Origin of the sequence: Pandoraea sp. LA3, assembly GCF_022696215.1 — a bacterium.
GTDB lineage: Bacteria > Pseudomonadota > Gammaproteobacteria > Burkholderiales > Burkholderiaceae > Pandoraea > Pandoraea capi.
In genome coordinates this window covers 71,862-98,625 of sequence record NZ_PTPY01000026.1, presented here as the reverse complement: position 1 = coordinate 98,625, position 26,764 = coordinate 71,862, and the positions used below count along the sequence as shown (strand labels likewise).

Here is a 26,764-nt window from a genome sequence, read left to right as displayed (position 1 = left end):
GTCCGGACACACGCATGGCGGACAATTCTGGCCGTGGATGTACTTCGTCCCGCTGCAACAGCCGTTTGTGCACGGTCTGCACCGGCTGGAGCAACTGGCCATCTATGTGAGCCGGGGCACCGGGTACTGGGGACCGGCGAAACGTTTAGGCGCGCCGGCGGAAAAAACGCGTATCCGGCGCGTGGCGGGCACCCCGGGCGAGGCAGGACGCGATTGAGTCTCTAGACACCTCTTCGCTCCCTGCCTGGCCCGGCGGGCCCGGCACGCGCCGGATCCGCTTGATTCCCGCCGGCGCGCCGAAACGTTTCGGCGGTCCCCAGTACCCGGTGCCCCGGCTCACATAGATGGCCAGTTGCTCCAGCCGGTGCAGACCGTGCACAAACGGCTGTTGCAGCGGGACGAAGTACATCCACGGCCAGAATTGTCCGCCATGCGTGTGTCCGGACAATTGCAGGTCGAAGCCCGCCGCCTGTGCAGCCGGCGCGCTGCGCGGTTGATGCGCGAGCAGCACGCGCGGCACGCCTTCCGGTGCGCCGGCCACGGCCGCCACGGGATCGCTGCGCTTGGCTTCGTCGAAGTGATGGGCGGTGAAGTCCGTCACCCCGGCGATCGTCAGCGAGGCGCCTTCGTGTTCGAGCACGACATGCTCGTTTTCGAGGACGGTCAGGCCGATGCGGCGCAATTCCGCGACCCAGGCGGGCGCCCCCGAGTAGTACTCGTGGTTGCCCGTGCAGACGTACGTGCCATGACGCGAAGCGAGCTGGCCGAGCGGCGCGATGTGGTCGCGCAACGCGGGCACGCCGCCATCGACCAGATCGCCCGTGATCGCGACGAGATCGGGCTTGAGGGCGTTCGACGCTTCGACGATGGCTTCGATGTAACGCCGCCGGATCGTCGAACTCACGTGAATGTCGCTCAACTGCACGATGGTGAACCCGCCCAGTTCGGGCGGCAGATCGGCAATGGGAATGTCGATCTCGACCACGCGCGCCAGCCGTCGGGCGTTATAGAAGCCCAGCAGGGTCGAGGCGGCCGTGAGGATCAGCACGATCACGGCCGAGCGGGTGACGAGCTGCGCGTCGAGCATGGAGAGCGCCATTGCCACGCCGAGCACGACGTCGCGCAGCAACGTAAGCACGAAGAGCGACGAAAAAACGCCGATGGCCGTCATGCCCGTCCACGTGAGCAGGGTGGCGAGCGGCTCTTTCTGGATGGCGCGGCTCATGAGGCCCAACGGAATCAGCACGGTCGACGCGACGAGCCATAGCCCGCCGAGCACCTTCCAGCCGATGGCGACGGGCAGCGGCGTGAGCAGTCGCCAGCCGATGTAGGCGTGCAGCAGCGCGATGATGGCGAGCATCAGCCAGCGCGGGCGCGCGGGCAGTGTGCGCTTCGACGGCTTGCCGTGCGCGTGACCCGCACCGGGCGGTGTCTGTGCGGCCTGCGAAGCTTCGGAAGATTGGGACATAGCGTTGTCGGATCAGAATTCGGGGGCGGACTCTCGCCGTTATGCGGGCGCCACGCCCGATTGCAAGAGGGGCGGCACGCCATTCGCGGAATTCGCCGAATGGGCGTGGCCGTCGGCGCGGGTCCCCGGTCGGCGGTGCGCGACGGCGGATGACGTCGGCTGTCTTCTGCTAACGTCCGTACGTCCTCATGCTTTTGGCGCCGGATACTTCTGTGCGTTCATTACGAGCTTGTCGGCCACGGCGCGATTGAGGTCGACGCCGAGGACCGTGGACAGACGCACGAGGTACATGGCGATGTCGGCGAGCTCCTGCTCGACGTGCCGCGCCTCGTCCGTCTGCATGACGGCCTTGGCTTGCGCATCCGTATGCCACTGGAAGATCTCGACCAGCTCCGCGACTTCGACCGACAGCGCCATCGCGAGGTTCTTGGGCGTGTGGTGACGATGCCAGTCGCGCGCGTCGGCGAAGGCGTGCAACTCGGCTTCGAGCCCGGTGGTATCGATAAGACGGGCGACGGGGCTGGCGGCTGCGTCGACCTCGGACGGGCTTGGATCCTTGGGTGCTGTGGACATGGGATTCAGAACTCGGAAGTGGGGTATGGTAGCGCGTTGGCGCGCGTCGCGCCGTGTAGCGTTTCGATCACCGCAGCCTCGTTCATCCTTTGGATCGTTCTTTTTCCGCCAATCCCCAAGCCGTGCCGCCCTCCGGGGCGCCTGCCGATGCCGGCGACGCCCGGCGCTGGCGCGTCACGCTCATGCCGTCCGGCTGGCAGTTCGACGCCCCGGCAGACGTGCCGATTCTGCTCGCCGCGCTGGCCGCAGGCATCAAGCTGCCGAGCCTGTGTCGTAACGGCACGTGCCGCGCTTGCCTGTGTCAGGCGCAGACCGGCGGTGCGAGCGCGCCGGTGACGTACCGGATCGAGTGGCCGGGCCTGTCACGCGACGAAAAGGCGGACGGTTGGCTGCTGCCGTGCTGCGCATACGCGAGCCACGACCTCGTCATCGACGCGCCCGATGCTGTGCGTGCTGCGCTTTGATAAACTTGCCGCTATCTGGCGCTCGCCCGTGAGCCGTCATAACCGTTTCAGGATCAGGAAAGCCGAATGGCACAGTACGTATTCAGCATGAACCGCGTGGGCAAGATCGTGCCGCCCAAGCGTCACATCCTCAAGGACATCTCCCTGTCGTTCTTCCCCGGCGCCAAGATCGGCGTGCTGGGCCTGAACGGCTCGGGGAAATCGACGCTGCTCAAGATCATGGCGGGCGTCGACAAGGAGATCGAGGGTGAAGCGATCCCGATGTCGAACCTGAACATCGGTTATCTGCCGCAGGAGCCGCAGCTCGACGCCGAGCAGACCGTGCGCGAGGCCGTCGAAGGCGGCATGGGCGAGATCATGGAAGCCCGCACGAAGCTCGATGAAATCTATGCCGCTTACGCCGAGCCGGACGCCGACTTCGACGCGCTGGCAGCCGAGCAGGCCAAGTACGAAGCCATTCTGGCCGCGAGCGACGGCAACAACATCGAGCAGACGCTGGAAGTCGCTGCCGATGCGCTGCGTCTGCCGGCATGGGACACCAAGATCGGCGTGCTCTCCGGGGGTGAAAAGCGTCGTGTGGCGCTCGCGCGTCTGCTGCTCTCGAAGCCGGACATGCTTCTGCTCGACGAGCCGACCAACCACCTGGACGCCGAATCCGTCGACTGGCTCGAACAGTTCCTCACGCGTTTCCCGGGCACGGTCGTCGCCGTCACCCACGATCGCTACTTCCTCGATAACGCCGCCGAGTGGATTCTCGAACTCGACCGCGGTCATGGCATTCCCTGGAAGGGCAACTACAGCTCGTGGCTCGACCAGAAGGAACAGCGCCTGAAGCAGGAAGAATCGAGCGAATCGGCGCGTCAGAAGGCACTCAAGAAGGAACTGGAGTGGGTGCGTCAGAACCCGAAGGGCCGTCAGGCGAAGTCGAAGGCGCGTCTCGCCCGTTTCGACGAACTGAACAGCCAGGAATACCAGAAGCGCAACGAGACCCAGGAAATCTTCATCCCGGTGGGTGAGCGTCTGGGTAACGAAGTCGTCGAGTTCAAGAACGTGTCGAAGGCGTTCGGCGATCGTCTGCTGATCGACGATCTGAGCTTCCAGGTGCCGCCGGGCGCCATCGTCGGCATCATCGGCCCGAACGGCGCCGGTAAGTCGACTTTCTTCAAGATGCTCACGGGACGCGAGCAGCCGGACAGCGGCGAAATCAAGGTCGGCCCGACGGTCAAGATGGCTTACGTTGACCAGAGCCGCGATGCACTCGACGGCACCAAGACAGTGTTCGAAGAGATTTCGGGCGGCGCTGATGTGCTGACGGTGGGCAAGTACGAAACGCCGTCGCGCGCCTACATCGGTCGCTTCAACTTCAAGGGTTCGGACCAGCAGAAGCAGGTCGGTTCGCTCTCCGGTGGTGAGCGCGGTCGTCTGCACATGGCCAAGACGCTGATCTCCGGCGGCAACGTGTTGCTGCTCGATGAACCCTCGAACGATCTGGACGTCGAAACCCTGCGTGCACTCGAGGACGCGCTGCTCGAGTTCGCCGGTTGTGTGATGGTCATCTCGCACGATCGCTGGTTCCTCGATCGTATCGCTACGCATATTCTGGCCTTCGAAGGCGACTCGCACGTCGAGTTCTTCCCGGGCAACTATCAGGAGTACGAGGCGGACAAGAAGAAACGCCTCGGCGAGGAGGCAGCAAAACCGAAGCGAATCCGCTACAAGCCGATCGCGCGGTAATGCAGGAAAAGGCGCCGCAAGGCGCCTTTTCTGTTTGTGCAGCGGCAGGACTCGCCGGTGTCATGCATGGCGGGTGTCCGGCCGGTATCAGCCAGTGTTCGACGAGTCGCGCGTGTGCGCCTGCGTGCCGCACGGCCCGCCATTTTGACGAATCAGGAGTGTGCAAATGAGCCAGTCAGTGAATCAGTTGAATGGGAAAGTCGCCGTGGTGACGGGCGCTGCCAGCGGCATCGGCAAGGAGATCGCGTTGACGCTGGCACGCGCCGGCGCGGCCATTGCCATCGCCGATCTGAATCAGCAGGGTGCCGACGCCGTGGCTGAGGAGATCAAGGCAGCCGGTGGCAAGGCGATCGGCGTGGCGATGGACGTCACCAACGAAGAAGCGGTGAACAGCGGCATTGACCGCGTGGCGCAGACGTTCGGCTCGATCGACATCCTGATTTCGAACGCGGGCATTCAGATCGTCAATCCCATCGAGAACTATGCGTTCTCCGACTGGAAGAAGATGCAGGCGATTCACGTGGACGGCGCATTCCTCACGACCAAGGCGGCGCTCAAGCACATGTACAAGGACGACCGTGGCGGCATCGTCATCTACATGGGGTCGGTGCACTCGCATGAGGCGTCGCCGCTGAAGTCGGCCTATGTCGCCGCCAAGCATGCGCTGCTCGGGCTGGCTCGCGTGCTGGCCAAGGAAGGCGCGAAGCACAATGTGCGCTCGCATGTCATCTGCCCGGGCTTCGTGCGCACGCCGCTCGTCGACAAACAGATTCCCGAGCAGGCGAAGGAGCTGGGAATTTCGGAAGACGAGGTCATCAAGAAGGTCATGCTCGGCGGCACGGTCGACGGGGTGTTCACCACGGTCGACGATGTGGCGCAGACCGCGCTCTTCCTCGCCACGTTCCCGACGGCCGCGTTCACGGGGCAGTCGTTCGTGGTGAGCCACGGGTGGTTCATGCAGTAAGCCGGGCGACATCCGGTATACGGCGATTCGTCGGACCACCGATCCGTCGATTCACTGATCCATCGTCCCCGGCGCGGTCATATGGTGCGTATTGTCGTATTGCCGTATGACCGCAGGTATCGCCGACGGGGACGTTTTCAGCAATTCCAGTTCAAGCAGCACGCTTCAGGAGAACGGTCATGACGGCCAACCCCCCGAAAGTCCCCAAACGCGCCATCGATCTGCCGCCGTACGAGACGGTGGCGCTCGTCTTGCAGGGCGGCGGTGCGCTCGGGGCTTATCAGGCGGGCGTTTATGCCGGGTTGTACGAGGCGGGCATTGCGCCGAACTGGATTGCGGGCATTTCCATCGGCGCGCTCAATACGGCGATCATCGCGGGTAATGCGCCGGAGCGTCGGGTGGCGCAGCTCGAAGCCTTCTGGCGCACGATCTGTGAGCCGGGTGTTTTTCCGCCGTTGCCTGCGCCGTTCGAGGCGGCGATCCTCAACGGTCCGGAGTCGGGACGCATCGCCTACAGCGCCTGGCAAGCATGGCGCGCGCTCGTCGAGGGGCAGAAGGGATTCTTTACGCCGCGCTGGCCGCAGCCGTTGCCCACCGCCATGGGCGACCCGGCGCATGCGAGCTATTACGACACCTCGGCATTGCGCGGCACGCTGGAGCGGTTTGCTGACTTCGACCGGATCAACTCGCGCGAGATTCGCGTGTCGGTCGGTGCGGTGAACGTGCATACGGGCAACTTCGTGTACTTCGACAACACGCGTGAGCGGTTGCGCGCGGAGCACTTCATGGCGTCGGGCGCGTTGCCGCCGGGGTTCCCTGCGGTGGAGATCGACGGGCAGTATTTCTGGGATGGCGGTCTCGTGTCGAACACGCCGCTCTCGGAGGTGTTGGGCACGTCGCCGCGACGCGACACGCTCGCCTTTCAGGTCGACTTGTGGAGCGCACGCGGTCCGCTGCCGGACAATCTGAACGACGTTGCAGGACGGCAGAAAGACATTCAGTTTTCGAGCCGCACGCGTCTGGTGACGGACAACCTTCAGCGCGCGCAGCACTATCGTCGGGTGTTGCGCGAAGTGCTTGATCGGGTGCCGGCGGACGTGCGTGCGCGCGATCCGTGGTGTCACGCGGCGGAAGAGATTGCGTGCAGCAAGCGGTACAACGTCATCCAGCTGATCTACCGCAACAAGGAATACGAGGGTCACTACAAGGATTACCAGTTCGGTCTGGCGACGATGCTCGACCATTGGGCGAGCGGTCTGGACGACATGCGCCGCACGCTCGCGAATCCCGACTGGCTGGCGATGCCCAGCGACGCGCGTGGCTTCGTCACGCACGACATCCATCGTCAGGAAGTGATCTGACGTCCAATTCCTTGGGACAGTCCCGAAAACAAAAAACCCGCGCAAGCGGGTTTTTTAAATTCGGGTGGCCTCACACGGGTGAGGCCGGATACCTACCTAGTGTCGTCACCAGTATGGAGGCTGGGAGAGGAAAACTTAGGGCAGCGACGCCAGTATACTCGTTTGCCTATGTCTCAGAGATACGAGGTCCGTAGTTGCTGCATGGAGTGGAGTGAACTGGAAGTTTGTTTTTCGTCGCCGCGGTTGAGGCGTTACACGATCGCCTGCAAGGGAGATACGAAGCGGGCAGCCGCGGCCTATCCGCATAATTTGCAGATTGCCGAAGCGTTGCTGCCTTCGTTGAATGTGCTTGAGATAACGCTGCGTAACAGCGTCCACGCCCGTTTGATGGAGGTGTTTGGCGATGCGGCGTGGTGGAATACGAGGCGGTGGCTCGACGACGGAAGCTTCCTTTGGCAAACCGAACGCATCGCCAAAGCCAAAGAAGATCTGAGACGTCGTGGTGAGCCGCAAACCCCGGACAAGCTGGTTGCCGAGTTGAGTTTCGGTTTCTGGACGTCGCTCTTCAATGCGCGTTTTCAGGGAAATCTTTGGGGAGCGCTTCGCCACGCATTTCCGAGATGTCCCAAGAAAATTCGTAAACGCGACACGATTTCGAAAGCGTTGGCTCAGGTGCGCGATTTGCGAAACCGAGCGTTTCATCATGAACCCTTGCTATGGCTTGGCCCCGCCGTGGACGAACAATACACGACGGGCGTGGAGGTGATTGGTTGGCTCAACCCGCGACTTCTTGAATGGCTGAAGCCCATCGATCGCTTTCCTCAAACATGGCAACGCTGGGAGCAAGCGCAGGCGACATTTGGATCGGGGGTGAGGTAAGGGATGCGGGAGCCCGGGGGAACGCGGTCGAATGGATCCGGTATCACACGGGTTTCCATACTACCCCTGCGGCGTGCCCCCCGACACGCCGCAGGGCCCTGCTACCGGCGCTCGCGATCCACCGGTCCTTCTTTGATTCGGTCCTCGCTCACTGCGCCAGCGCGGCTTCCAGACGCATCTTGAGCGGTTGGAGGTCGAGCAGCATGGCCGTGCGCGCTGCACCGTCCGCCGTCGGCAACTCCACCGCCTCGCGCATGTCGTTGCGCATCTCGTGCGTGGCGCGTCCGAGCAGCAGGGCCGGCACCGGCAACTTGTCCGCCTCGTCCAGCGTCACGATGTTTTCGATGGCGTCGACCAGTAGCCCGAACTTGTCCTTGCCGTGCTCGATGACGAGAATCTTGCGCGTTTGCGCGTCGTCCTGCGCCGGCATGCCGTAAAGCGCACGCAGATCGACGATCGTCACCAACTCGCGCCGCAGATTGAGCATGCCGCGCACGAACGCCGGCGCCCCCGGCGCAGGCATCACCTCCGCCGAATCGTGGATGATCTCGCGCAACTGATCGAGACGCACCGCAAGCATGTGTTGCAGACGGAACGACACATAAGCGTGCCGCGTGCCGCGCGACGACTTCGCTCCCCGCCACGCACCGTCGCCCGCCTTCGCGCGTTGCGCCGGATCCGTCTCGCGATACAGCTCGCGATGCCCACGCGTGAGTTCGAGCACCTGCGAATGCGTGAAGAGTTCATCCGCGTTGAGCAACACGATGTCGTTCGCCTGCTCTCGCGCGATGCACCCTGAGAACAGTTGCGCATGCGACGCGCTGAACGAAGGCATCGCCAGCAACTCGTCAGCGAAATACGTGACGATGCTGTCCACCGCGTCCACCAGCAAGCCGAAATGCACGTCCTCCTGTTTGACGATCAGGATACGGCGCGGATCGGACGCCGTGCCCGCAATCTCCGCCTCCGGACGACTCGCCTGCAACCCCAGAAAGTGCGCGAAGTCGATGACCGGCACGACGGTGCCGCGCAGATTCAGCATGCCGACGCAAAACACACTCGCCAGCGCCGAATTCTGCAAGTCGGGAATGCGGATGATTTCGCGAATCGCCCCCATCGGCAACGCGAGATGCGAATGCTCGACGGTGAACGACACGCATTGCAACCGCTGACGCTGCTGGCGGCGCTGCGGCGCGGTGAGCGCCTGACGCGCGAGCAACTGCGGCATGTTCTCGATGCGCACGAGCGCAGCCGGGGCCAGTATCTGCAAGATCCGATCGCCACCGTCGAGCTTGATCGCGCCGGAGACCACCTGCGGCGCCGTGTGCGACGCATCGTATTCGAAGCCCGTGCGTTGCGATGCCCGCACGCGCAGAATCTCGCTCGTGCTGTCGAATAACAAGCCCACCCGCACGCCCTCGACATCGACGATGGCGATCTTCTCCGTGACGGGCGTCGCCTTGCCCATCCCGTCCCCGGCAATGGCAAGTAACGGTTTCAGATCGACGATCGGGATGAGCGTGCCGCGCAGATTGAACAGGCCCAGCAGAAACGCCGGTGAGAGCGGCACCGGCGTGATGCGCGCCGGGTAGTTCACCACCTCCTGCAACGCCGCAATCGGCAGCGCGAACTCCACGTCGCCCAGATGAAACGAGCCGAAGACTTCGACATCGTCGGCGCGCGCCGGCGCGGGTTTGGGTGACGCGGGTATGGCGAGCGGTGGCGTCAGCGCTGCCGTGGGCACTTCGTCTGCCGGGTGTGCGTCGTATGGCGGCACATCCGCAACATCCGACACATCCGACACATCCGGGGCATCTGGCGTTTGCCCGACACGCATCGTCACGCCGGGCAGTGACCCATAGCCCGCCCCATAGCCCTTCAAACCCTGATATCCCTGATAGGGCGATATCGTCGGCGGCAGGACCGTCGTGCCGGCGATGGCGTCGCGATGCAAAAATGGAAAGCCCGGTGTCCGTGCATTCATGATTCGCGTCCCACGAGTCTGAGCGCGGGGCGACGCGGTACCGCAGCGCCCCCGTTGGAACCGATGGTGCGCACCACGAACGCGTGATGCGCGCAGTCGATCGTCAGTTGCCGGCCGACTTCACCGCCCACTTCGACGTGCACGATCGGTATGCCTGTCTCGGCGATCAGCGCCTGTGCCATCTTGGCATTGGCGACGCCGATCAAGCCATGTTTGGCCGGTGGCTGGTGCGGCATCATGTTGCCGCCGCCCGCAATCACGGCCTCGATTTCGCTGCGACGCGCCCCGTCGGCTTTCATCAGCGCGAGCAACGACGGCACCGCCTGCGTCACGTATTTCGCGCCGATAGCGAGCGTGGGGTTCGGCGCTTCGGGCAACAGGCAATGCGCAAGTCCGTAGAGGCCGCGCGAGCGCCACATCAGCCCGATACCGACGCACGAGCCGAGCGTCGCGCGCAGCACGTCTTCGCCGCGCCCGATGCGCACCTCGCCCATCAACACCTGAATGTCATGCGACTGCCCCATTCGATGCCCCCTGATTGCGGTAAATGAGCGGTTGCTCGAACTGATAGCCGGTCGAGAGCCGCGAGAGCGACTCCGATTCGCCGACGATCAGCACGCCTTCGGGGGCAAGCGTGCCTCGTACGTTTTCCAGCACGCGTTCCTGATCGCCTGCCTCGAAATAGATCAGCACGTTGCGCAGCATGACGAGGTCGAACGTCTCGCGACGCGCCAGCCGCTGGTACAGGTTGTGTTCCGCAAACGTGATGTGCGCGCGTAGCTCAGGGGCCACGGTGAAGCCGCCGGCGCTCGGACGGAAGTACTTCGCGAGCATGGCGGGGCGCTGCTGCTTGAGACCGTCGATGCTGCGCCCGCCATAGTTGCCGGCCATTGCCACGGCCAGCACCTGACTCGAAATGTCCGTCGCGTGGATCTGATACTGGAAGCCCGCGTGGCGCGTGCGGAATTCCTCGCAGATCATCGCCGCCGAGTAGGACTCTTCCCCCGACGATGCTGCGGCCGACCACATCCGGAAGGTGCGGCCGGGGTTCGCCGCCTGCCAGCGCGGCAGGAAATGCTGGGCGAAGTAGTCCCACACGCGCGGCGTGCGAAAGAACGTGGTCTCGTTCGTCGTGACGAGATTCACGAAATTGCGCACCTCGTCAGGCGTGCTCTCGAGCAGGGCCAGGTAGTCGCGATAGCAACGCAGCGACAGCGTGCGCAGGCGCGGGCGCAGGCGGCCCTGCAACATCGTCCACTTCTTCTCGTTCATCGAGATGCCGGTATGCCGGTGCACCGCGCGCAGGAGTGCTTGCTGGGTCACGGCGTCGGCTTCAGCTTCGATTTCCATATCGGGCTCTCCAGGCGGACGTTGGGAAGCGCGTGCTTACACCTTGAATCTAGACACGGTGCGATCGAGTGCCTCGGCCTCCTGATTCAGACCGGTCGTTGCCTGCGCGATCGTCTCGCAGGCACCCGCAGACTTCTCCGTCTCTTCCGCGACGTGCTGGATGGCAAGGCTCACTTCGCGTGCCGCCACGAGTTGCTCCTCGGCGGCGCACGAAATCTCGGAAATCGCCTGCGTGGTGCGCGATACACCGTTCACGATCTTCTCGAACGCTTCTCCGGCCTGACGCGATACATCGCTGCCCTGAGCGACACGCTTGGTCGATTCGTTGATGAGCTTGGAAATTTCCTTGGTCGCCTGCGACGAGCGTTCGGCGAGCTTGCGGACTTCGTCGGCCACGACCGAGAAGCCCAGACCATGCTCGCCCGCGCGCGCCGCTTCGATGGCTGCGTTGAACGCGAGCAGGTTGGTTTGCCCGGCGATCTCGCCGATCACCTTCACGATCTCGCCGATGTCTTCCGACGACTTGTTGATCAGCTCCATCGCTTCGATCGAGCGGGCGATGGCGCGCGAGCCGGTTTCCGCTTCCTGCTGGGTCGACTTGGCGAGCTGGTCGGCGCCCTTGGTGTTGTCCGCAATCGAGTTGATCGACGCCGTGAGTTCTTCGATGGACGCGTTCATTTCCTCCACCGTCGCGCCCAGCGCCTGAGCGCCCGTCGCCACGGTATTGGCACGATCGGCGATGTCGCGCGACGCGCCCGAGAATTCGCCTGCCGAATTGACGACCTTGCCGATCACGCCACGCAGGTCGTCCATCATGTGACGAATGCCGTCGGCCAGTTGATCGATGGGGTCGGTGCCCGCTACCGCGATTTCGCCCGTGAGGTCGCCCGCAGCCGCGCGGTTGACGGTGTCGAGCAGCAACGCCACTTTGCGCTGATCCGCCTCGGCGCGTCGCTTCACGCTGGCTTCCAGCTCGACTTGCTGCGTGATGTCCGTGGCGAACTTCACGACTTTGTATGGCCGACCGTTCGCGTCCAGGATCGGGTTGTATGTCGCCTGAATCCAGATTTCGCGTCCGCCATTGCCAAGACGCTTGTAGCGGCCGGCGTCGAATTCGCCGCGATTGAGCTTGGCCCAGAACTCGCGGTAGGCATTGGACGCCGCGTAATCCGACTCGCAGAACACGCGGTGGTGCTTGCCGCGAATTTCGTCGAGCGAGTAGCCGAGCGTTTTCAGAAAGTTGTCGTTGGCCGTGATCACGGTGCCGTCGAGGTTGAATTCGATGACGGCCTGTGCGATGTCCATCGCGCGCACCTTGCCCTCGAACTCGGCCTGACGCGTGCGATCCGCCGTGACGTCGGTGGCGAACTTGATGACCTTGTAAGCGACACCGTTCGCGTCGAACACCGGGTTGTACGAGGCGCGGATCCACACTTCGCGCCCGCCTTTGCCGAGGCGCTTGTACTCGCCCGCATCGAACTGGCCACGGCCGAGCTTGGCCCAGAAATCGCGATACGCGCTGGACGCCGCATAGTCCGGCTCGCAAAACATCCGGTGATGCTGGCCTTGAATTTCGTCGAGCCGGTAACCGACCGTTTGCAGGAAATTCTCGTTGGCGTGAAGAATGCGACCCTGCAAGTCGAACTCGATGACGGCCTGCACGCGGTTGAGTGCGGCGGTGACGGCCTGTAGTTCCTGTTGTTCCATCTGGAATTCAGGCGTGGCGATTTCCATGACTATTCCCCTGAGACGCTTGCCCCGGCGCGTGTCGTGCGGCCGTCACGAAAGGGATCTGCGTGCCCCCCCAATTGAGAACGCAGTCCCCTATAGACGCGATTACGACAGCGAAATGGGCAACTTGAGATCGGTGCCTACCCGCATCTGGTTTATGCCGATGCCAAGGGGAATCGCTTCGAAAACCGCATCCAATAAGGCTTTAAAGATAAATGAATCGCATAGGAAGTCGACGCCGTTATAGCGTCGATACATTTCAAACGCACAGATGAAATAGGAATACGAATGCGCCTGCACATTCGCGGTGCAGGAAATTGGCGCGATCGCTTGTCGGAAACAGGTTCCGGCAAGGATCGGAGAGATTTGAAAAAAAGCCTCCTCCCGTGTCTGCAACGGGAGGAGGGTTTGAGTCAAAGCCGCACTCTTCGGGGCAATTGAAAGGGCGACGCCTATGACTATGCAAGCGCCATGCCAGCGACACGAAACTTGAGAAAGCCCCGTATTTATTGGGTTTTCGCAGATGCGTGGAATGCCGCTATCGGGCGATGTTACGAACACACGCCCACCGCGTTACGTAACAAAGTGCGACACATTCCCCGTTTGGCAACCTTCGCTTACACGGCTTACAGACACGTGATGGGCTTCCTACAGCCGCGACGATATAAAGAAAGCGAACGGATTCGCGTTCGTCCCTGTGGAGTCAGATCATGAAGTTAGTCGTTGCGGCGTTGCTTGCCATTACCCTTGCCGGATGTGTCGTCGTTCCGGAGCGGCCTTATTACGGTGGCTATTACGGACATCGTTGCTGCTATCGATATTGATGTCCGACGCGTTCTCTTTCGGTGAAATGGCTTTCATTTTTCCGGATGAGAATGCAAGACAATTCAGGGTATTAATGCGATCAAAGCTAATTCAAAAACTGGTGAATTCGTCAGTGCGCGATGACGCATGAAGCTTCGATAAATTCGCGAGGCTTCATGCGCGCATTGCATGAGCGTCGACGACACCGGTGACAACGACTGACGATGTCTTGAGCGACTGGAAGCGCTTTGAAGCCGCTGACGTGCAATGCGGCTTGAAATCCTGGCGCGTAAAAAAGCCCCGCAGGTCGAGTGACCTTGCGGGGCTTTTTTCGCCTTCGTGGCGAACGCGCTTACCGGTGGTGATGTCCGTCGCGATGATCCCAGCCACGGCGATCCCAACCACGGTCGTGATGCCAGTGACGCGGCGGCGGGCCGCGCCAGTAACGCGGGGGCGGACCATAGACGACGGGCGGCGGCGGTGCAACGACCATCGGCGCCGGGGCCGCATAGACCGGGGGCGGCGCGTAGACCGGACCCGGCGCGACGAAGGCCGGACCGGGAATGCCGATGTTGACCGAGACGTCGGTGCGGGCAAAGGCACTGCCCGACGTGAAAGCTGCTGCGAGACCTGCAATCGCTGCCGTCGCAATCCATAAACGATGTTGCATCTGTTCTCCTTCTCTCTTTTTCGACCTGGCGCTCCCTGCACGAACGGGCAGATATCGCTCGACGCCGTGCTTGCCTGCCGTTCCCGTGCCTCGTGGCATCGACACGCAGACGCGCTCCTTGAATCGAATTCTACGGACGGCCGGCGGCGCAGGGTGCTACCGCGGCACTACAGATGTAACAAGGCGTAAGGTGGCCTGCGATTGAGGTCGCCGGGCGTGATGCTGGCAGAGGAAAATGTCGCGCGTCGTGGGAGGATGGGCGAGGGGCGAGGGGCGAGGGGCGAGTGCCGGGCGTTGGATGACGCCCGGGCGGGTCAGTCGGCAGTCTGCACTCAGCGGCGCTGGTGATCGCGCGGGGCGAGAAAGCTGGCCGGGCGACGACCGCGTCGCGCAGAGGTCGCGAAGTAGGAGGGGCGACGCAGATCCTGCGTGTCGTCCGGCGAGCGCCAGTAGGGCGTGCGCGGTGTGCCGAGCAGGTCGCCGGGACGATGTGGCGAAAGCGGGGGCACGGCCGCCGGCCAGGCGACATTGCGCCAGCGGGCGCCGGCAGGCACCACAAGCACCAGCATGACGAAAACGAGCGTCACGACGGCGTAGACGACGACGGGCGGAAGCGAGGAAAAAGCGGTCTCCATGACAAAACTCCGGTCGCAAACCTGTCACACCACTGGGGGGATGCACGCGAACATGCCGTCCGGCGAGCAAAGTGTGGCGTTTTCACTATAGTCCATGCGGCTCCGGCTGACACTCGGTTGATGCCACGCGGGTTGCAGGACTACACTACAAACGCAGTTTCCCGATTGCCGTCGCCACTTTGCACGCCGGGGGATCGTGATGAATCAGGCCGTGCCAGACCTCAGCCTTGCCGTCGAATCCACGGCACGCGTGCCTGCTGTCACTCCTGTGGCGATCGATCACGTCGCTTATCCGAGTTACGACGCGACGCTCACGCACCGATTCTACGTCGATGTGATGGGTTTCACGCTGGCGGGCGCGCAAACCGGCATGAGCCACCTGTGGGGCAAGCCCTATCTGCTGGTGAGTTACCAGATCGCGCCGGGCGAAGCCCTCGCGTTCTTCAATTGCGACGGCCTCGCGCCCGAGCCTCATCCCGACACGCCTGCAACACAGATCCACCACGTGGCGCTACGCGTGCGAGACCGCGAGTCACTCGATCGCTGGAAATCGCGTCTGACGGCGTATGAGGTGCCGTTTGCCGTCGAGCGTCACGGCGACGGTGAGCATCTCTACTTACTGGACCCGAACGAGATCATGCTGGAGTTGTGCGTTCAGACACCGGAGTCGGCCGCCGGGCAGGCTCAGGGGGCGCTCGACACGCTGCAACGCTGGCTGGATGGCGTGAGGTGAGGTGTCGGCGTAACGCCGAGGCCGAAACCGAAATGAGGGGCCGTGAAGCAGGGCGTCAGTGAGATCGCTTGCGCGCGGCCGTTGACCGGGATGTGCTGCGCAGTGCCTAGGAATGTCAGACTTCGGCGTCTTTGCCGAGCCCGTCCCAGCTTGACGCCACCGGCGGGGCAATGCCGAAAAGATCGATGACGCGCGCGACCGTATCGTCGACCATCGCGTCGAGCGACGCCGGACGGTTGTAGAACGCGGGCAGTGGCGGATAGACGATGCCGCCCATCTCGGTCACGGCGGTCATATTGCGCAGATGCGCGAGGTTGAAGGGCGTTTCCCGCACCATCAGCACGAGGCGGCGGCGCTCCTTCAGGGTGACGTCGGCGGCGCGCGCGATCAGGTTGTCCGACAGCCCGTGAGCGACGCTCGCGAGCGTCTTCATCGAACAAGGCGCGACGATCATGCCCGCCGTGGCGAACGAACCGCTGGCGATGTTCGCGCCGATCTCACGCACGCTGTGGTACTGATCGGCCAGCGCCTGAACGTCCGAGCGTTCCATGCCGAGTTCGTGGCGCAGCGTCAGCCAGCCCGCGCTCGACACCATCAGATGGGTTTCCACGCCGCCCATTGCGCGCAGGCGTTCGAGCAGGCGCACGCCATACACCGCACCGGTCGCGCCCGTAATGGCGACGACCAGACGTGCAGGCGTTCGGGAGGCTCCCGTCGAAACCGTCATCGACCGCGGATCGGCGAAATCGGCGAAACGTGAAATCAGGCGAGTTCGGCGAGAACCTGCTTGAGTTCGCCGCTCTGGTACATCTCCATCATGATGTCCGAGCCGCCGATGAATTCGCCGTTGATGTAGAGCTGCGGAATGGTCGGCCAGTTGGCGAATTCCTTAATACCCTGACGAATTTCGTCGTCTTGCAGCACGTCGACCGTGAACAGGTCGCCCACTTCGCATGCCTTCAGGATCTGCACGGCACGGCCCGAGAAGCCGCACATCGGGAATTGCGCGTTGCCCTTCATGAAAAGGACGACGGGATGTTCGGAGACGATTTGCTGGATACGTTGCTGGGTAGTCATGATCGGAAGCCCGTGGGGATGCCGGAAAGTCGGCGTATCCGGCATTTTAGCGGTTTTCGGGCGGGTCCGTCGGACGCCGCTCGGCCGCCCTTTCGGACACCGTCTGCCCGATGCTCAGGCGCTCAGACCCGCCGGCCGCCCGTGGTGCGCTCGATCCCGGCGAGATCGCGCTCGGACATCACGTCCGCGAAGCCTGCCGCCGTGCAAAGCGCGCGGACGTCCGCCGCCTGGTGGTAGCCGTGCTCGCACAGCAGCCAGCTATCGGGCAGCAGCCGTGACGGCGCCCCGGCGACGATGACGCGCAGCGCGGCCAGACCATCCGCATGATCGGTGAGGGCGTCGACCGGTTCGAAGCGCAGGTCGCCCTGTGAGAGATGTTCGTCGCCCGACACGATGTAGGGCGGGTTGGAGACGATGATGTCGAACGGTGCACGCCCGGCGCCATCTGCGGCCAGCGCGGCGTACCAGTCGCTTTCGAGAAACTCGACGCGCGTCTCCAGCCCGAGCTGCCGGGCGTTCGCCCGGGCGACATCGAGGGCATCGGTCGAGCGGTCGACGGCGGTGACTTGCGCGTCCGGACGACTATGCGCAATGGCCAGCGCGATGGCGCCGCTGCCGGTCCCCAGGTCGAGCACGCGCGGTGCGCGGCGCGATTCGATGCGCGAGAGCGCCAGTTCCACGAGCAGTTCCGTTTCCGGCCGGGGGATGAGCACGGACGGACTCACCGTCAGCGTCAGCCCGAAGAATTCCCGTGTGCCGGTGAGGTAGGCGATGGGTTCGCCTGCCACGCGACGCATGTGCAGCGCCCGGTAGACGGCGACCGTCTCGGGGGCGAGCGGCTCGCGGTCGCGGGTGATCAGTTGGGTGCGGGTCCAGCCGAGCACGTGGGAGAGCAGAATGCGCGACTCCGCTGGAGGAAGCCCCGGCTCACGCAGCAGCGACGCGACCGTGGCAATGCCCGTCTGACCATTCCCGCCAACGTTTGCGTCGGTCCCCTCGGCCGCACCCGACGTCATCAGGCCGCCTCGCCCAGCGACGCCAGCAATTCCGCCTGATGCTCGGTCACCAGCGCGTTGATCATCTCGTCGAGATCCCCGTCCATGATGTATTCGAGCTTGTAGAGCGTGAGGTTGATGCGGTGATCCGTCATCCGCCCCTGCGGGAAGTTGTACGTGCGAATGCGCTCGGAGCGGTCGCCCGAGCCGATCAGGCTCTTGCGCGTGGCCGCTTCCTTCGCTTGCTGGGCACGGAGCTGGGCGTCCTTGATACGCGCCGCGAGCACCTTGAGCGCCTTGTCCTTGTTGCGATGCTGCGAGCGGTCGTCCTGACATTCCACGACGATGCCCGTGGGCAAGTGCGTGATGCGCACGGCCGAGTCCGTCTTGTTGACGTGCTGGCCGCCCGCTCCCGACGCACGGAACGTGTCGATGCGGATGTCTGCCGGGTTGATTTCGACGTCGGCGACATCGTCGGCTTCCGGCATCACGGCCACGGTACAGGCGGACGTATGAATACGCCCCTGCGTTTCCGTGGCGGGCACGCGCTGCACGCGATGACCCCCCGATTCGAACTTCAGCCGCGAATACGCACCCTGACCGATCAGCCGGACGATCACTTCCTTGTAACCGCCCAGATCCGACTCGCTGGCCGACATGATCTCCACCTGCCAGCGCTGGCGCTCCGCGTAGCGCGTGTACATGCGCAGCAGATCGCCCGCGAACAGCGCCGATTCGTCGCCGCCGGTGCCGGCACGGATTTCCAGATAGATGTTGCGATCGTCGTTCGGGTCGCGCGGCAGCAGCATGCGCTGCAACGTGCCTTCCATGTCGTCCATGCGGGCGCGGGCATTCATGGCCTCGTCTTCGGCGAACTCGCGCATTTCCGGGTCGGCCGCCATTTCCTGCGCCGCCGTGACGTCGTTCTGCGCCTGACGATACTGCTGATATTGCGCGACGACCGGCGCCAGCTCGGCGTGTTCGCGCGTGAGCTTGCGGTAGTTGTCCAGGTCGCGGGTAACGTCGCCCTGGCTCAATAGGCCATCAAGCTCGACCAGACGTTGCGTCAATTGGTCGAGCTTGGCTTGCATGCTCGCTTTCATCTATTTGTCGGCGGATCCCGAGGTGCGGAACAGTTCGGGAATGAGGTGAATGATTTGCTCGCGCGAATCGCCGCGCGCCGTGTTCAGCGCGTGGGTCGGGCCGTGCAGGAATTTCTTGGTGAGGGACTGGGACAGGGCTTCGAGCACGGCGGCAGGGTCGTCGCCACGCGCGAGCATGCGCTGGGCACGCTCGAGTTCGGCCACGCGCATGGCCTCGGCGGTGCCGTGGATATCGCGAATGACCGGCACGACGCTGCGGGCGTCGAGCCATTGCATGAAGTGCTGCACGCGCGTCTCGATGATCGCCTCGGCCTGTGCGACGGCTGCCTGACGCAGGGCATTGCCCTCGCGCACGACAGCACCGAGATCGTCGACGGTGTACAGGAAGACGTCGGCCAGACGACCGACTTCCGGTTCGATATCGCGCGGCACGGCCAGATCGACCATGAACATCGGCTTGTGCTTGCGCGCCTTGATGGCGCGCTCGACGGCGCCCAGCCCGATCAGCGGCAGCGTACTCGCCGTGCACGACACGACGATGTCGAACTCATGCAGACGTTGCGGCAGCTCCGACAGGCGGATTGCCGTGCCACCCAGACGCTCGGCAAGCTTTTCGCCGCGCTCGGCCGTGCGGTTGGCGATGTAGAGGGCTTTCGGATTCTGTGCAGCGAAGTGCGTGGCGCACAGGTCGATCATCTCGCCTGCGCCGATGAACAGCACCTTTTGCGTGCTGATGCTTTCGAAAATGCGCTGTGCCAGACGTACCGCCGCGGCGGCCATCGATACCGAATGCGCGCCGATCTCGGTCTGGCCGCGCACTTCCTTGGCGACCGCGAACGTGCGCTGGAAAAGCTGATTCAGATAGGTGCCCAGGGCGCCGGCCTCGGCGGCGGTGCGCACGGCATCCTTCAACTGTCCGAGGATCTGCGTTTCGCCGAGCACCATCGAGTCCAGACCGCTCGCCACGCGGAAGGCGTGACGCACGGCGTCGGACTGCGGCAGGGCATACAGATGGGGGGCGAGATCGCTGGCCGGAATGTTGTGGAACTGCGAGAGCCAGTGCACTGCGCGCTCACGGGCGGCGGCATCGTCGGTCACGCAGTAGATCTCGGTGCGGTTGCACGTCGACAGAATGGCGGCCTCGGGGGCGCTCAACTTGCCGTTGCCGGTCCACAGACTCTTCAGGCCCGCCAGCGCCGGCTCGATGCGCTCGAACGGAAACGCCACCCGTTCGCGCAGCGAGACGGGCGCCGTGTGGTGGTTCAGGCCGAGAGCGAGCAGTTGCATGATGTGGGGGATCTGATAGCCCCTGATTATAGCGCGTCGACGCGATGCCGGTTTCATCGGCGCCGCGTACCCGCGCGTTGGGACAGCTTGTCCAATGATCGCGCAGCCGTCCGCTTTTGACAAATAGTCATCCCTTATACCGGGGATAGCGAGACGCAGTGACCGGCGCGGCGGACGTACATGCTTCCGGGAATCTCAGGGAGATGGCGGCGGCACAGGCCCGGCGCGACAAGGGCTGGGGAGTGGGTGTGGACTGCCGGAAATCGGGGCTATACTGCGTTCGGGTTCCCGTCCTTGGAGGTACGTCATGGGCATCATCGGCACCATCGTCGTCGGTCTGATCGTCGGTCTCATCGCGCGCGCCCTGCATCCCGGGCGGGACAGCATGGGCATCATCATGACCATCATCCTCGGCATTGCCGGCGCGCTGCTCGCCAGATATGTCGGTCAGTTCCTCCACCTCTACACCGAAGGCGAGTCGGCCGGCTGGATCGCCTCGATCATCGGCGCGATCGTGCTGCTGGCGATCTACGGGGTCATCAAGCGCAATCGCGGCACGGCTTAGCACGCGCGGGCGGCCCATCGACATAGCCGCCCGTGAGGCTGCGACGATCGGCCGCAAGACCGTATCGGATTTCGGGACATTGAACGTCGCGCCGGTGCAACGCCGACGCGATGCGGTGGATTGCCCGCGATTTCATCGCTTCAAAACCTTCCAAAACCTGGAAGGCCGCAGGGTTTTGTTCGGCGAAAGTCTCGCCCGGCAAGTCTTCGTTGAAGACGGTGATGGCCGACGGTGAGCGTCATACGCGTTTGGCCGCATTCGGCTATGCTTGACGCCATCGCCAGGCCCAAGTCGTCTTGACTACGCGTGCGGCGCCGCCGCCACGTTCGATCCCCGTCTTCCGCCATCTGGTGTGGCTGTTGCACCCGGCAGGGTCGCAGCGCCCCTCTCTTAAGTTGTTAAGCACCCCCACTTCAAAAAACACATGTCTGCGACACGCAATTCCATGCGGCCATTGATCGTGGCTTCCGTCATGGCGGCAACGTCTATGGTGGCCATCGAAGCGACGATCATCTCGACGGCCATGCCGCAAATCGTCGCCCAACTGGGCGGCCTGAATCTCTACAGTTGGGTCTTTTCCGCGTTTCTGCTCGCCCAGACGGCGATGACCGTGGTGTTCGGCAAGCTCGCCGACATCTATGGCCGTAAGCCCGTCATCCTCGTCGGTATTGCCGTCTTCCTGATCGCCTCGATCGGCGGCGGGCTTGCGTGGTCGATGCCGGCCATGATCGTCTTCCGTCTGTTGCAGGGCGTGGGGGCGGCATGTATCCAGCCGGTCAGTCTGGTGATCATTGCCGATCACTACCCGATCAGCGAGCGTGGCAAGGTGCAGGGCTATCTGGCGAGCGTGTGGGCCATTTCGGCCGTGCTCGGACCGATGCTGGGCGGTCTCATCATTCGCGATCTGTCGTGGTCGTGGATCTTCTGGATCAACATTCCGATCGGCCTGCTGGCCGCTGCGGGTTTCATTGCCTACTTGCATGAAGAGGCGCCGCGTCAGCGTCCGAGCATCGACGTGATGGGCGCCGTGTACTTCACCATCGCGGTGGCCGGGCTGATGATCGCGCTGACCGATGCGAACTCGCTTACCGATACCCATGTCTGGGGTGGTGTGCTCGCCTGCGCGCTCGCGTGCGTGCTGTTCGTCTGGCAGGAGCGCCGTGCCAAGGATCCGATGATCTCGTTTGCGCTGTGGAGCCGCCGTCCCATTGCGGCTGCCAACGCGGCGACGCTGCTCTCGGGCATGGTGCTCATGGGGCTGACGACGTTCCTGCCGATGTATGCGCAGGGTGTGCTGCGTCAGACGCCGGTCGTCGCCGGTATGGCGCTCACCATGATCATGGTCGGCTGGCCGATTGGCGCGACGCTCGCCGCCAAGACGTTCACGCGTTTTGGTCTGCGCCGCATTCTCGTGGGCGGGAGTTTGATCATGCCCGTGGGCGGTATCGTCTTCGCTTTGCTCGGGCCGAGCAGCTCGCCGCTGCTCGCGGGCTTCGGCTCCTTGCTGATGGGCTTCTCCATGGGCACCGGCAGCGTAAGTGCGCTCGTGCTGATTCAGGAAATCGTCGATCCGTCGCAACGCGGCAGCGCTACGGCATCGAACATTTTCTCGCGTAACCTCGGCAGCACGCTCGGGGCGACGCTCTTCGGCGCGGTACTCAACTTCGGCCTCACGCATTCGAGCGGTCTCGCGCCGGTCACGTCCGATCAACTGCGTCACGTGCTCGAAGATCGCGGCGTGTCGACGATTGCCGATCAGGCGATTCGCGCGGTGCTGCAACATTCGCTGCACCTCACGTTCCTGTCGATCCTGGCAATCTCCATCGGTGTCGTGCTGCTGCTTCTGCTAGTGCCGACCAACGCCGTGGACTCGCGCACGATCAAGCGCGACAAAGCGGAGTTCGTGCCCGGCGGGCATTGACCGATGCGGCGGTGAAGTATCCGCGGCGCGCGCTCTCATGCCGCCGACGGGCAACGTTGCCTTCGAAGCAGCCGGTTGGGTATTCCAACCGGCTGTTTTCGTTTCGGGGGGCTGCAAGCGATGCGCGCGTCACACGCGCACCGCCGCCACACTCAACGCGACGCCGCCGGTACCAGATGCAGCCGAGACTCCGTGGCCGCCTCCACCGCAGCCCGGGAGTAGGGCAGCGTGAAGTATTCGCCGTCGAGCCATTTCTGCGCCAGATCGCGATAGTGCGGACTGTCGGGATTGCCCGATTCGCCCGGGAGGTTCATCGCGCGGGTGTTGTCCCAGTTGCCGACGTCGACCACGATGCGGAACGACGGGCCATTCGTCTGACGGAAATCGCTCACGCGATAGGTCGACTGGTTCGGCGTGAACGGGCTGCCGCCTTTCGGGAGCGGACCGACATTGAGCTTGGCGCGCATCTCGGCGTCGACGGCATCGGCGAGCGGATGAGCGTTCAGGTTGGTCTGGAGCTTGCCCCACTGCCATGCGCCGGGGTCGGCCCCCTGTAACTTGACCATCTCGCCCCACGCTTCGCCCAGACTCGACAGCAGGACGGCATCGCGTTTTGCGTTGGCATTCTCGCCGAAGCGTGCCGCAGGCTGTTCCAGCGCATCGAGCATAGGGGCCGGGTCCGGGGCACCGAAGGTGTCTGCCGCCGATTTGGGCAGCACGGCATTCTTGTAGGCGCGCCCAAGATGGCGGCTGAACCAGACTTCCTCGAGCGCGGCTTGCGCCGAGTCGGCCCCCATGTGGGCGTCCCAACCCTTGAGAAGTCTGAGCGCAGCCGACGTCTGCGGATCATCGCTCGACAGCGGCGCGAGGAGCGCCATCAGACGCCGCGCCGGTATCGACACGATGTCGTTCTGCAAACGTTCCGAATCCTCCAGCGAGACCTTGTCCTTCGCCTTCAACACCTCGTCGATGCGGGCGTGACGCGAGCCGTTGGTCCATTCGAAGCCGAGCTTGCGTTGGGCGTACGGATAGCCTGCCGGCATGTTCATTTCGTTGGACGTCGTGAAATAGCCGCTTGCCGGGTTGTACGCCGAGGGCAACTGATCGCGACGCCAGAAGCCGGCCCACTCGTAGCGTCCGTCGCCCGGTACCGGCATCAGACCATCCCAGTTGGGACGGATCGGCGCCATGCCGCTCGGCACCCAGCCGATGTTGCCGGAAGCGTCCGCATAGACCTGATTGACGGTCGGGGCGCCCCACGTGTCGAGTGCCGTCTGGAATTGCGCGTAGGTTTTCGCGCGCATGTAGCGCATGGCGTCGAAGTACGGCGACATGCCCGGTTCCAGCCATGCCGTGCGCACCGCATAGGCGCGATGTTTGGCCGCGTCGACGTAAATCACCGGTCCATGCTTCGTAAATTTGAGGTCGGTCTGCACCGGCGCGCCGTCGCGCACGTCGATCGTCTCGTGGACGGTTCGCATCGGCACCCATTTGCCCCGGTAGCGATACTGGTCGGGGTTGGCCGGATTCAGGTCGTAGACGTACAGGTCTTCCTGATCGATGTTGAAGATCGTGAGGCCGAAGGCGATGGTGCCGTTGTGCCCGATGGCAACGCCCGGAATGGCAGGCTCACCCGCACCGATCAGGTTGAGCGTGGGCGTGCTGACCTGCACGATGTAGCGCAGGCTCGGTGCCGCGTAAGCGCGGTGAGGATCGTTGGCCATGATGGCGCGGCCCGTCGTCGATTTTTGCGGCGAGATGACCCAGTTGTTGCTGCCTTCCGCCGATTCGGTGGAGACATCGTAAGGCCCGTTCTCCGCCAGTTGCACGATGTCCGCGTTGGCGTGTTGCAGGGAGTCTTTCGTGATCTTCACGCCTTGCGTCGCGAGATCGAAGACCTTGAGCAGATCGTCGGGCAGGCAGGGATCGAGCCCGTCGGGCACCTGCGTCTTCCATGTCGGTTGCAGGCCCACACGCACGCTATCTGCATCGAGCGACGCACGGCATACGACCTTGGCGCGCGCCACCTCGCTTTTCAGGTTGCGGGTCAGGCCGTGACTGCGAATGCGCACGATGTCTTCGGCGGACCACTTCGCTGGCCAGTAACCGACTTTGCGGAACTCGTACGGCATCTGATCGGGATGCCTTGCCAGCCAGTCGATGTAGGCGTTCACGCCCGCGGCGAATGCCTCGGCGGCAGGCTTCGCGTCGGGGCCGTACCGCCGCCATTCCGTGGCCATGTCGCCCCGGTAGACGAAGCGGCGCGCGGCATCGTCCTGCGCGACATACGCGCGTCCGAACACTTCGGATAACTGGCCGAGTCCCCGGCGTCGCCAGAGATCGATCTGGAACAGACGATCGCGCGCGGCGTTGAAGCCCTGAACGAAGAAACCGTCGCGCTCGTTGGCCGCGAAAATGTGCGGTACGCCGTTGTGGTCGATGAGAATGTCGGCCGGTTGCGACAATCCTTCGACGGTGAGCGTTTGCGCGGCGGGGGCGGGCGCGGCGGACGAGGTTGAGGTGTTAGTCTCGGCAGCATGCAGTGACACACTCCACGTCATCACGGAAAAGACGGCAAAGACCAGAACGCTGGCGGCGTGAATGGCATTGGGGCGGTGCATCGGCTTCCTCCTGTGGATGTCGGACGTCGTCTCTTGTCTTGCGTTTGTCTTGGGCTTGATGCTCTCATCGCAAAGTACCTCGCAATCCTAGACGTCTCGCTCAGGCATGCAACCCATGCGCCGCGAAAATGGCATAAATTCTTATTCGTCCAGCGCTGACGGGGAGAGGCAGCGATGCTGCACTGCACACGTTTTCCGGATATCGTTGCCGGTGCCCGTATCGTCAGGCGAACCCGTAGCCTTGCGCCGATAGCCTCGATTGCTTGACCGACCCATCACCGACCCACAACCGACCCAATCACCTGCCTCGACTTCATTCGTCGCGGCCACCGAACCGATGCCGGATCTGCGTCAGACGTCCTCCTCAGATTCCACCACGCGAGCCCAACGCTGGCGCGCGTCGCCATATGTGCGCACGTTCGTCGTGCCGCTCATGCGTTTCGGGGTTTCCGGGGTGATCTCGACGGCGGTGCATGTGATCGTGGCGATCACGCTCATCGAGGCGTTCGGTGCGGGGTCGGTGCTGGCGAACGCGGTCGCCTTCTGCGTGGCGACACCGTGCTCTTACTTGCTCAACACGCTATGGAGCTTCTCGGCGCGCGTGCATCGCACGAGTCTCGCAAGGTTCCTGCCGGTGTCGATCTTCGGGCTGCTGCTCACGACGTTCGTCGCACGAACGGTCGAGCATCTGGGTGGCAACCATTGGATCGGGATCGCTGCGGTCGTGTTGATCGTGCCGCCGACGACTTTCCTGCTCCATCGCTATTGGACGTATCGAGGCGTGTGAGCACACGCATGCCGGCCCGCGACGGAAGATGACTCACCTTGACGCTCGACTGGTAGCGGCGTCGCACCAGATAGAGCGGACGGCCCTTCGATTCGTAATAGATGCGTCCGACGTATTCCCCGATCACCCCGATGCCCACGAGCTGAATCCCGCCGAGGAAGAGGATGCCGACGAGCAGCGAGGCATAGCCGGGCACGTCCACGCCGTGAATGATGGTGCGTAGCGCAATGTAGCTGCCATAGGCGAGCGAGAGCAGCGCCAGCGAACCCCCGATGTAGGTCCAGCAGCGCAACGGCACGGTGCTGAAGCTGGTAATGCCTTCGAGCGCGAAATTCCACAGCCGCCAGCCGGAGAACTTCGACTCCCCCGCGCTGCGTGGATCGCGCACGTATTCCACGATCTCCGTGTGGAATCCGACCCAGGCAAACAGCCCTTTCATGAAGCGGCGGCGCTCGGGCAGTCGTTTGATCGCTGTCACGACGCGGCGGTCCATCAGCCGGAAATCGCCGACGTTCTCCGGTAGCTTCACCTCCGACAACCGGTTGTGAACGCGGTAGTACAGGCCCGCCGCCACTCGCTTGGCAACGCTGTCGCTCGCGCGATTGGTGCGTTTGGCGAGCACGACTTCCGCGCCGTCGCGCCAGCGCTCGATCATCACCGGGATGAGGGCGGGCGGGTCCTGCAAGTCGGCGTCGATGGGAATGACGGCGTCGCCCTGCGCTTCGTCGATGCCTGCGCTTAGAGCGGCTTCCTTGCCGAAGTTGCGCGTGAAATCGATGATGCGGATGCGTGTGTCCTTACGTCGCAACGCGAGCAGGACGTTCAGGGTGTCGTCCGTACTGCCGTCGTTTACGCAGACCATCTCGAAGCGCACGTTCGCCACGCTGTCGAGCACAGGCGCGATGGCGCGGTAGAACTTGTCGAGCGCCGGGGCTTCGTTGTGGCACGGCACGACGAGCGAGATCAGCGGCGCGCGGTAAGCCGCAGGCGAATCTGATGCATGCGACGTATGTGACGTATGGGATGTGTCGGTACGAGCGGCGGCGCGGGGCATGGCG

General features: G+C 63.7%; 24 protein-coding genes and 2 pseudogenes. 10 read left to right on the top strand and 16 right to left on the bottom strand.

Annotated elements, in window-relative coordinates:
• A pseudogene (locus C5N93_RS07835) lies at nucleotides 1–217 on the top strand (metallophosphoesterase); the annotation flags it as partial.
• Here C5N93_RS07835 and C5N93_RS07830 read toward each other — a convergent pair.
• Nucleotides 146–1,360 carry a metallophosphoesterase gene (locus tag C5N93_RS07830; protein ID WP_242558852.1) on the bottom strand — a complete coding sequence of 405 codons (1,215 nt, stop codon included), beginning with the start codon at nucleotides 1,358–1,360 and terminating at the stop codon, nucleotides 146–148. The pseudogene C5N93_RS07835 and the gene C5N93_RS07830 sit on opposite strands and share 72 nt — an antisense overlap.
• Nucleotides 1,361–1,654: 294 nt before the next feature.
• A complete protein-coding gene (locus C5N93_RS07825) occupies nucleotides 1,655–2,041 on the bottom strand; it encodes a nucleotide pyrophosphohydrolase (RefSeq protein ID WP_242558844.1) in 387 nt (128 codons plus the stop codon).
• A gap of 182 nt (nucleotides 2,042–2,223) precedes the next feature.
• On the opposite strand from C5N93_RS07825, the gene C5N93_RS07820 reads away from it, so the two are divergent.
• The 5 genes from C5N93_RS07820 (at nucleotide 2,224) to C5N93_RS07800 (ending at nucleotide 7,443) form a co-directional block, all read left to right on the top strand.
• Complete coding sequence (locus C5N93_RS07820; RefSeq protein ID WP_242558851.1) at nucleotides 2,224–2,505, top strand: 2Fe-2S iron-sulfur cluster-binding protein; 282 nt, start codon at nucleotides 2,224–2,226, stop codon at nucleotides 2,503–2,505.
• A 66-nt stretch (nucleotides 2,506–2,571) separates the two neighbouring features.
• Complete coding sequence (gene ettA / locus C5N93_RS07815) at nucleotides 2,572–4,239, top strand: energy-dependent translational throttle protein EttA (RefSeq protein ID WP_069344045.1); 1,668 nt, start codon at nucleotides 2,572–2,574, stop codon at nucleotides 4,237–4,239.
• 166 nt (nucleotides 4,240–4,405) lie between these two features.
• Nucleotides 4,406–5,203 (top strand): 3-hydroxybutyrate dehydrogenase, encoded by a 798-nt coding sequence (locus C5N93_RS07810; protein ID WP_150722393.1) that lies wholly within the window; start codon nucleotides 4,406–4,408, stop codon nucleotides 5,201–5,203.
• Between the two features lie 179 nt (nucleotides 5,204–5,382).
• Entirely contained in the window at nucleotides 5,383–6,564 is a 1,182-nt protein-coding gene (locus C5N93_RS07805) for a patatin-like phospholipase family protein (RefSeq protein WP_069344047.1), read from the top strand.
• Nucleotides 6,565–6,765: 201 nt separating this feature from the next.
• Nucleotides 6,766–7,443, top strand: a complete 678-nt coding sequence (locus C5N93_RS07800) for a hypothetical protein (protein WP_242558843.1) — start codon at nucleotides 6,766–6,768, stop codon at nucleotides 7,441–7,443.
• A 148-nt stretch (nucleotides 7,444–7,591) separates the two neighbouring features.
• On the opposite strand, the gene C5N93_RS07795 is transcribed toward C5N93_RS07800, so the two are convergent.
• From C5N93_RS07795 to C5N93_RS07765, 7 genes are all read right to left on the bottom strand, one after another.
• Nucleotides 7,592–9,427 carry a chemotaxis protein CheW gene (locus C5N93_RS07795; protein WP_242558842.1) on the bottom strand — a complete coding sequence of 612 codons (1,836 nt, stop codon included), beginning with the start codon at nucleotides 9,425–9,427 and terminating at the stop codon, nucleotides 7,592–7,594.
• Nucleotides 9,424–9,951, bottom strand: a complete 528-nt coding sequence (locus tag C5N93_RS07790; RefSeq protein ID WP_069344049.1) for a chemotaxis protein CheD — start codon at nucleotides 9,949–9,951, stop codon at nucleotides 9,424–9,426. Before C5N93_RS07790 ends, C5N93_RS07795 begins: the two co-directional genes overlap by 4 nt.
• Nucleotides 9,935–10,777: a protein-glutamate O-methyltransferase CheR gene (locus C5N93_RS07785; protein ID WP_242558841.1), complete on the bottom strand. Its 843-nt coding sequence runs from the start codon at nucleotides 10,775–10,777 to the stop codon at nucleotides 9,935–9,937. Before C5N93_RS07785 ends, C5N93_RS07790 begins: the two co-directional genes overlap by 17 nt.
• Nucleotides 10,778–10,813: 36 nt before the next feature.
• A complete protein-coding gene (locus C5N93_RS07780) occupies nucleotides 10,814–12,511 on the bottom strand; it encodes a methyl-accepting chemotaxis protein (RefSeq protein ID WP_242558840.1) in 1,698 nt (565 codons plus the stop codon).
• 102 nt (nucleotides 12,512–12,613) lie between these two features.
• Entirely contained in the window at nucleotides 12,614–12,925 is a 312-nt protein-coding gene (locus C5N93_RS07775; RefSeq protein WP_242558839.1) for a hypothetical protein, read from the bottom strand.
• Between the two features lie 739 nt (nucleotides 12,926–13,664).
• Entirely contained in the window at nucleotides 13,665–13,982 is a 318-nt protein-coding gene (locus tag C5N93_RS07770; protein WP_242558838.1) for a hypothetical protein, read from the bottom strand.
• 332 nt (nucleotides 13,983–14,314) lie between these two features.
• Nucleotides 14,315–14,617 (bottom strand): hypothetical protein, encoded by a 303-nt coding sequence (locus C5N93_RS07765; protein WP_069344054.1) that lies wholly within the window; start codon nucleotides 14,615–14,617, stop codon nucleotides 14,315–14,317.
• Between the two features lie 211 nt (nucleotides 14,618–14,828).
• Between C5N93_RS07765 and C5N93_RS07760 the strand changes: the two genes are divergently transcribed.
• Nucleotides 14,829–15,350: a VOC family protein gene (locus tag C5N93_RS07760; RefSeq protein WP_242558837.1), complete on the top strand. Its 522-nt coding sequence runs from the start codon at nucleotides 14,829–14,831 to the stop codon at nucleotides 15,348–15,350.
• Nucleotides 15,351–15,465: 115 nt separating this feature from the next.
• Here the strand turns inward: C5N93_RS07760 and C5N93_RS07755 are convergent, their stop codons facing one another.
• From C5N93_RS07755 to hemA, 5 genes are all read right to left on the bottom strand, one after another.
• On the bottom strand, nucleotides 15,466–16,077 hold the full coding sequence (locus C5N93_RS07755; RefSeq protein ID WP_150722386.1) for a UbiX family flavin prenyltransferase: 612 nt from the start codon (nucleotides 16,075–16,077) through the stop codon (nucleotides 15,466–15,468).
• Between the two features lie 35 nt (nucleotides 16,078–16,112).
• A complete protein-coding gene (grxD, locus tag C5N93_RS07750) occupies nucleotides 16,113–16,427 on the bottom strand; it encodes a Grx4 family monothiol glutaredoxin (RefSeq protein ID WP_150722385.1) in 315 nt (104 codons plus the stop codon).
• 122 nt (nucleotides 16,428–16,549) lie between these two features.
• Nucleotides 16,550–17,443 carry a peptide chain release factor N(5)-glutamine methyltransferase gene (gene prmC, locus C5N93_RS07745; protein WP_242558836.1) on the bottom strand — a complete coding sequence of 298 codons (894 nt, stop codon included), beginning with the start codon at nucleotides 17,441–17,443 and terminating at the stop codon, nucleotides 16,550–16,552.
• Nucleotides 17,443–18,525, bottom strand: a complete 1,083-nt coding sequence (prfA, locus tag C5N93_RS07740) for a peptide chain release factor 1 (protein WP_150722383.1) — start codon at nucleotides 18,523–18,525, stop codon at nucleotides 17,443–17,445. Before prfA ends, prmC begins: the two co-directional genes overlap by 1 nt.
• A complete protein-coding gene (gene hemA, locus C5N93_RS07735; protein ID WP_069343472.1) occupies nucleotides 18,526–19,812 on the bottom strand; it encodes a glutamyl-tRNA reductase in 1,287 nt (428 codons plus the stop codon).
• A 307-nt stretch (nucleotides 19,813–20,119) separates the two neighbouring features.
• Between hemA and C5N93_RS07730 the strand changes: the two genes are divergently transcribed.
• Both C5N93_RS07730 and C5N93_RS07725 read left to right on the top strand, forming a co-directional pair.
• On the top strand, nucleotides 20,120–20,377 hold the full coding sequence (locus tag C5N93_RS07730) for a GlsB/YeaQ/YmgE family stress response membrane protein (protein ID WP_044457212.1): 258 nt from the start codon (nucleotides 20,120–20,122) through the stop codon (nucleotides 20,375–20,377).
• Nucleotides 20,378–20,801: 424 nt separating this feature from the next.
• Entirely contained in the window at nucleotides 20,802–22,298 is a 1,497-nt protein-coding gene (locus C5N93_RS07725; RefSeq protein WP_069343474.1) for an MDR family MFS transporter, read from the top strand.
• Between the two features lie 152 nt (nucleotides 22,299–22,450).
• Here C5N93_RS07725 and C5N93_RS07720 read toward each other — a convergent pair whose 3' ends face one another.
• A complete protein-coding gene (locus tag C5N93_RS07720; RefSeq protein ID WP_217432461.1) occupies nucleotides 22,451–24,859 on the bottom strand; it encodes a penicillin acylase family protein in 2,409 nt (802 codons plus the stop codon).
• A 397-nt stretch (nucleotides 24,860–25,256) separates the two neighbouring features.
• On the opposite strand from C5N93_RS07720, the pseudogene C5N93_RS07715 reads away from it, so the two are divergent.
• Nucleotides 25,257–25,631: pseudogene (locus C5N93_RS07715) on the top strand (GtrA family protein); the annotation flags it as partial.
• Here C5N93_RS07715 and C5N93_RS07710 read toward each other — a convergent pair.
• A complete protein-coding gene (locus C5N93_RS07710) occupies nucleotides 25,576–26,760 on the bottom strand; it encodes a glycosyltransferase family 2 protein (protein WP_242558835.1) in 1,185 nt (394 codons plus the stop codon). The pseudogene C5N93_RS07715 and the gene C5N93_RS07710 overlap by 56 nt on opposite strands.
• Nucleotides 26,761–26,764: the final 4 nt, after the last annotated feature.

Bases quoted from the DNA above. Each gene is read 5' to 3' on its own strand.
- C5N93_RS07830 (WP_242558852.1), bottom strand. From the start codon at position 1,360: ATGCTCGCCATCATCGCGCTGCTGCACGCCTACATCGGCTGGCGACTG.
- C5N93_RS07825 (WP_242558844.1), bottom strand. From the start codon at position 2,041: ATGTCCACAGCACCCAAGGATCCAAGCCCGTCCGAGGTCGACGCAGCC.
- C5N93_RS07820 (WP_242558851.1), top strand. From the start codon at position 2,224: ATGCCGTCCGGCTGGCAGTTCGACGCCCCGGCAGACGTGCCGATTCTG.
- ettA (WP_069344045.1), top strand. From the start codon at position 2,572: ATGGCACAGTACGTATTCAGCATGAACCGCGTGGGCAAGATCGTGCCG.
- C5N93_RS07810 (WP_150722393.1), top strand. From the start codon at position 4,406: ATGAGCCAGTCAGTGAATCAGTTGAATGGGAAAGTCGCCGTGGTGACG.
- C5N93_RS07805 (WP_069344047.1), top strand. From the start codon at position 5,383: ATGACGGCCAACCCCCCGAAAGTCCCCAAACGCGCCATCGATCTGCCG.
- C5N93_RS07800 (WP_242558843.1), top strand. From the start codon at position 6,766: ATGGAGTGGAGTGAACTGGAAGTTTGTTTTTCGTCGCCGCGGTTGAGG.
- C5N93_RS07795 (WP_242558842.1), bottom strand. From the start codon at position 9,427: ATGAATGCACGGACACCGGGCTTTCCATTTTTGCATCGCGACGCCATC.
- C5N93_RS07790 (WP_069344049.1), bottom strand. From the start codon at position 9,951: ATGGGGCAGTCGCATGACATTCAGGTGTTGATGGGCGAGGTGCGCATC.
- C5N93_RS07785 (WP_242558841.1), bottom strand. From the start codon at position 10,777: ATGGAAATCGAAGCTGAAGCCGACGCCGTGACCCAGCAAGCACTCCTG.
- C5N93_RS07780 (WP_242558840.1), bottom strand. From the start codon at position 12,511: ATGGAAATCGCCACGCCTGAATTCCAGATGGAACAACAGGAACTACAG.
- C5N93_RS07770 (WP_242558838.1), bottom strand. From the start codon at position 13,982: ATGCAACATCGTTTATGGATTGCGACGGCAGCGATTGCAGGTCTCGCA.
- C5N93_RS07765 (WP_069344054.1), bottom strand. From the start codon at position 14,617: ATGGAGACCGCTTTTTCCTCGCTTCCGCCCGTCGTCGTCTACGCCGTC.
- C5N93_RS07755 (WP_150722386.1), bottom strand. From the start codon at position 16,077: ATGACGGTTTCGACGGGAGCCTCCCGAACGCCTGCACGTCTGGTCGTC.
- grxD (WP_150722385.1), bottom strand. From the start codon at position 16,427: ATGACTACCCAGCAACGTATCCAGCAAATCGTCTCCGAACATCCCGTC.
- prmC (WP_242558836.1), bottom strand. From the start codon at position 17,443: ATGACGTCGGGTGCGGCCGAGGGGACCGACGCAAACGTTGGCGGGAAT.
- prfA (WP_150722383.1), bottom strand. From the start codon at position 18,525: ATGAAAGCGAGCATGCAAGCCAAGCTCGACCAATTGACGCAACGTCTG.
- hemA (WP_069343472.1), bottom strand. From the start codon at position 19,812: ATGCAACTGCTCGCTCTCGGCCTGAACCACCACACGGCGCCCGTCTCG.
- C5N93_RS07730 (WP_044457212.1), top strand. From the start codon at position 20,120: ATGGGCATCATCGGCACCATCGTCGTCGGTCTGATCGTCGGTCTCATC.
- C5N93_RS07725 (WP_069343474.1), top strand. From the start codon at position 20,802: ATGTCTGCGACACGCAATTCCATGCGGCCATTGATCGTGGCTTCCGTC.
- C5N93_RS07720 (WP_217432461.1), bottom strand. From the start codon at position 24,859: ATGACGTGGAGTGTGTCACTGCATGCTGCCGAGACTAACACCTCAACC.
- C5N93_RS07710 (WP_242558835.1), bottom strand. From the start codon at position 26,760: ATGCCCCGCGCCGCCGCTCGTACCGACACATCCCATACGTCACATACG.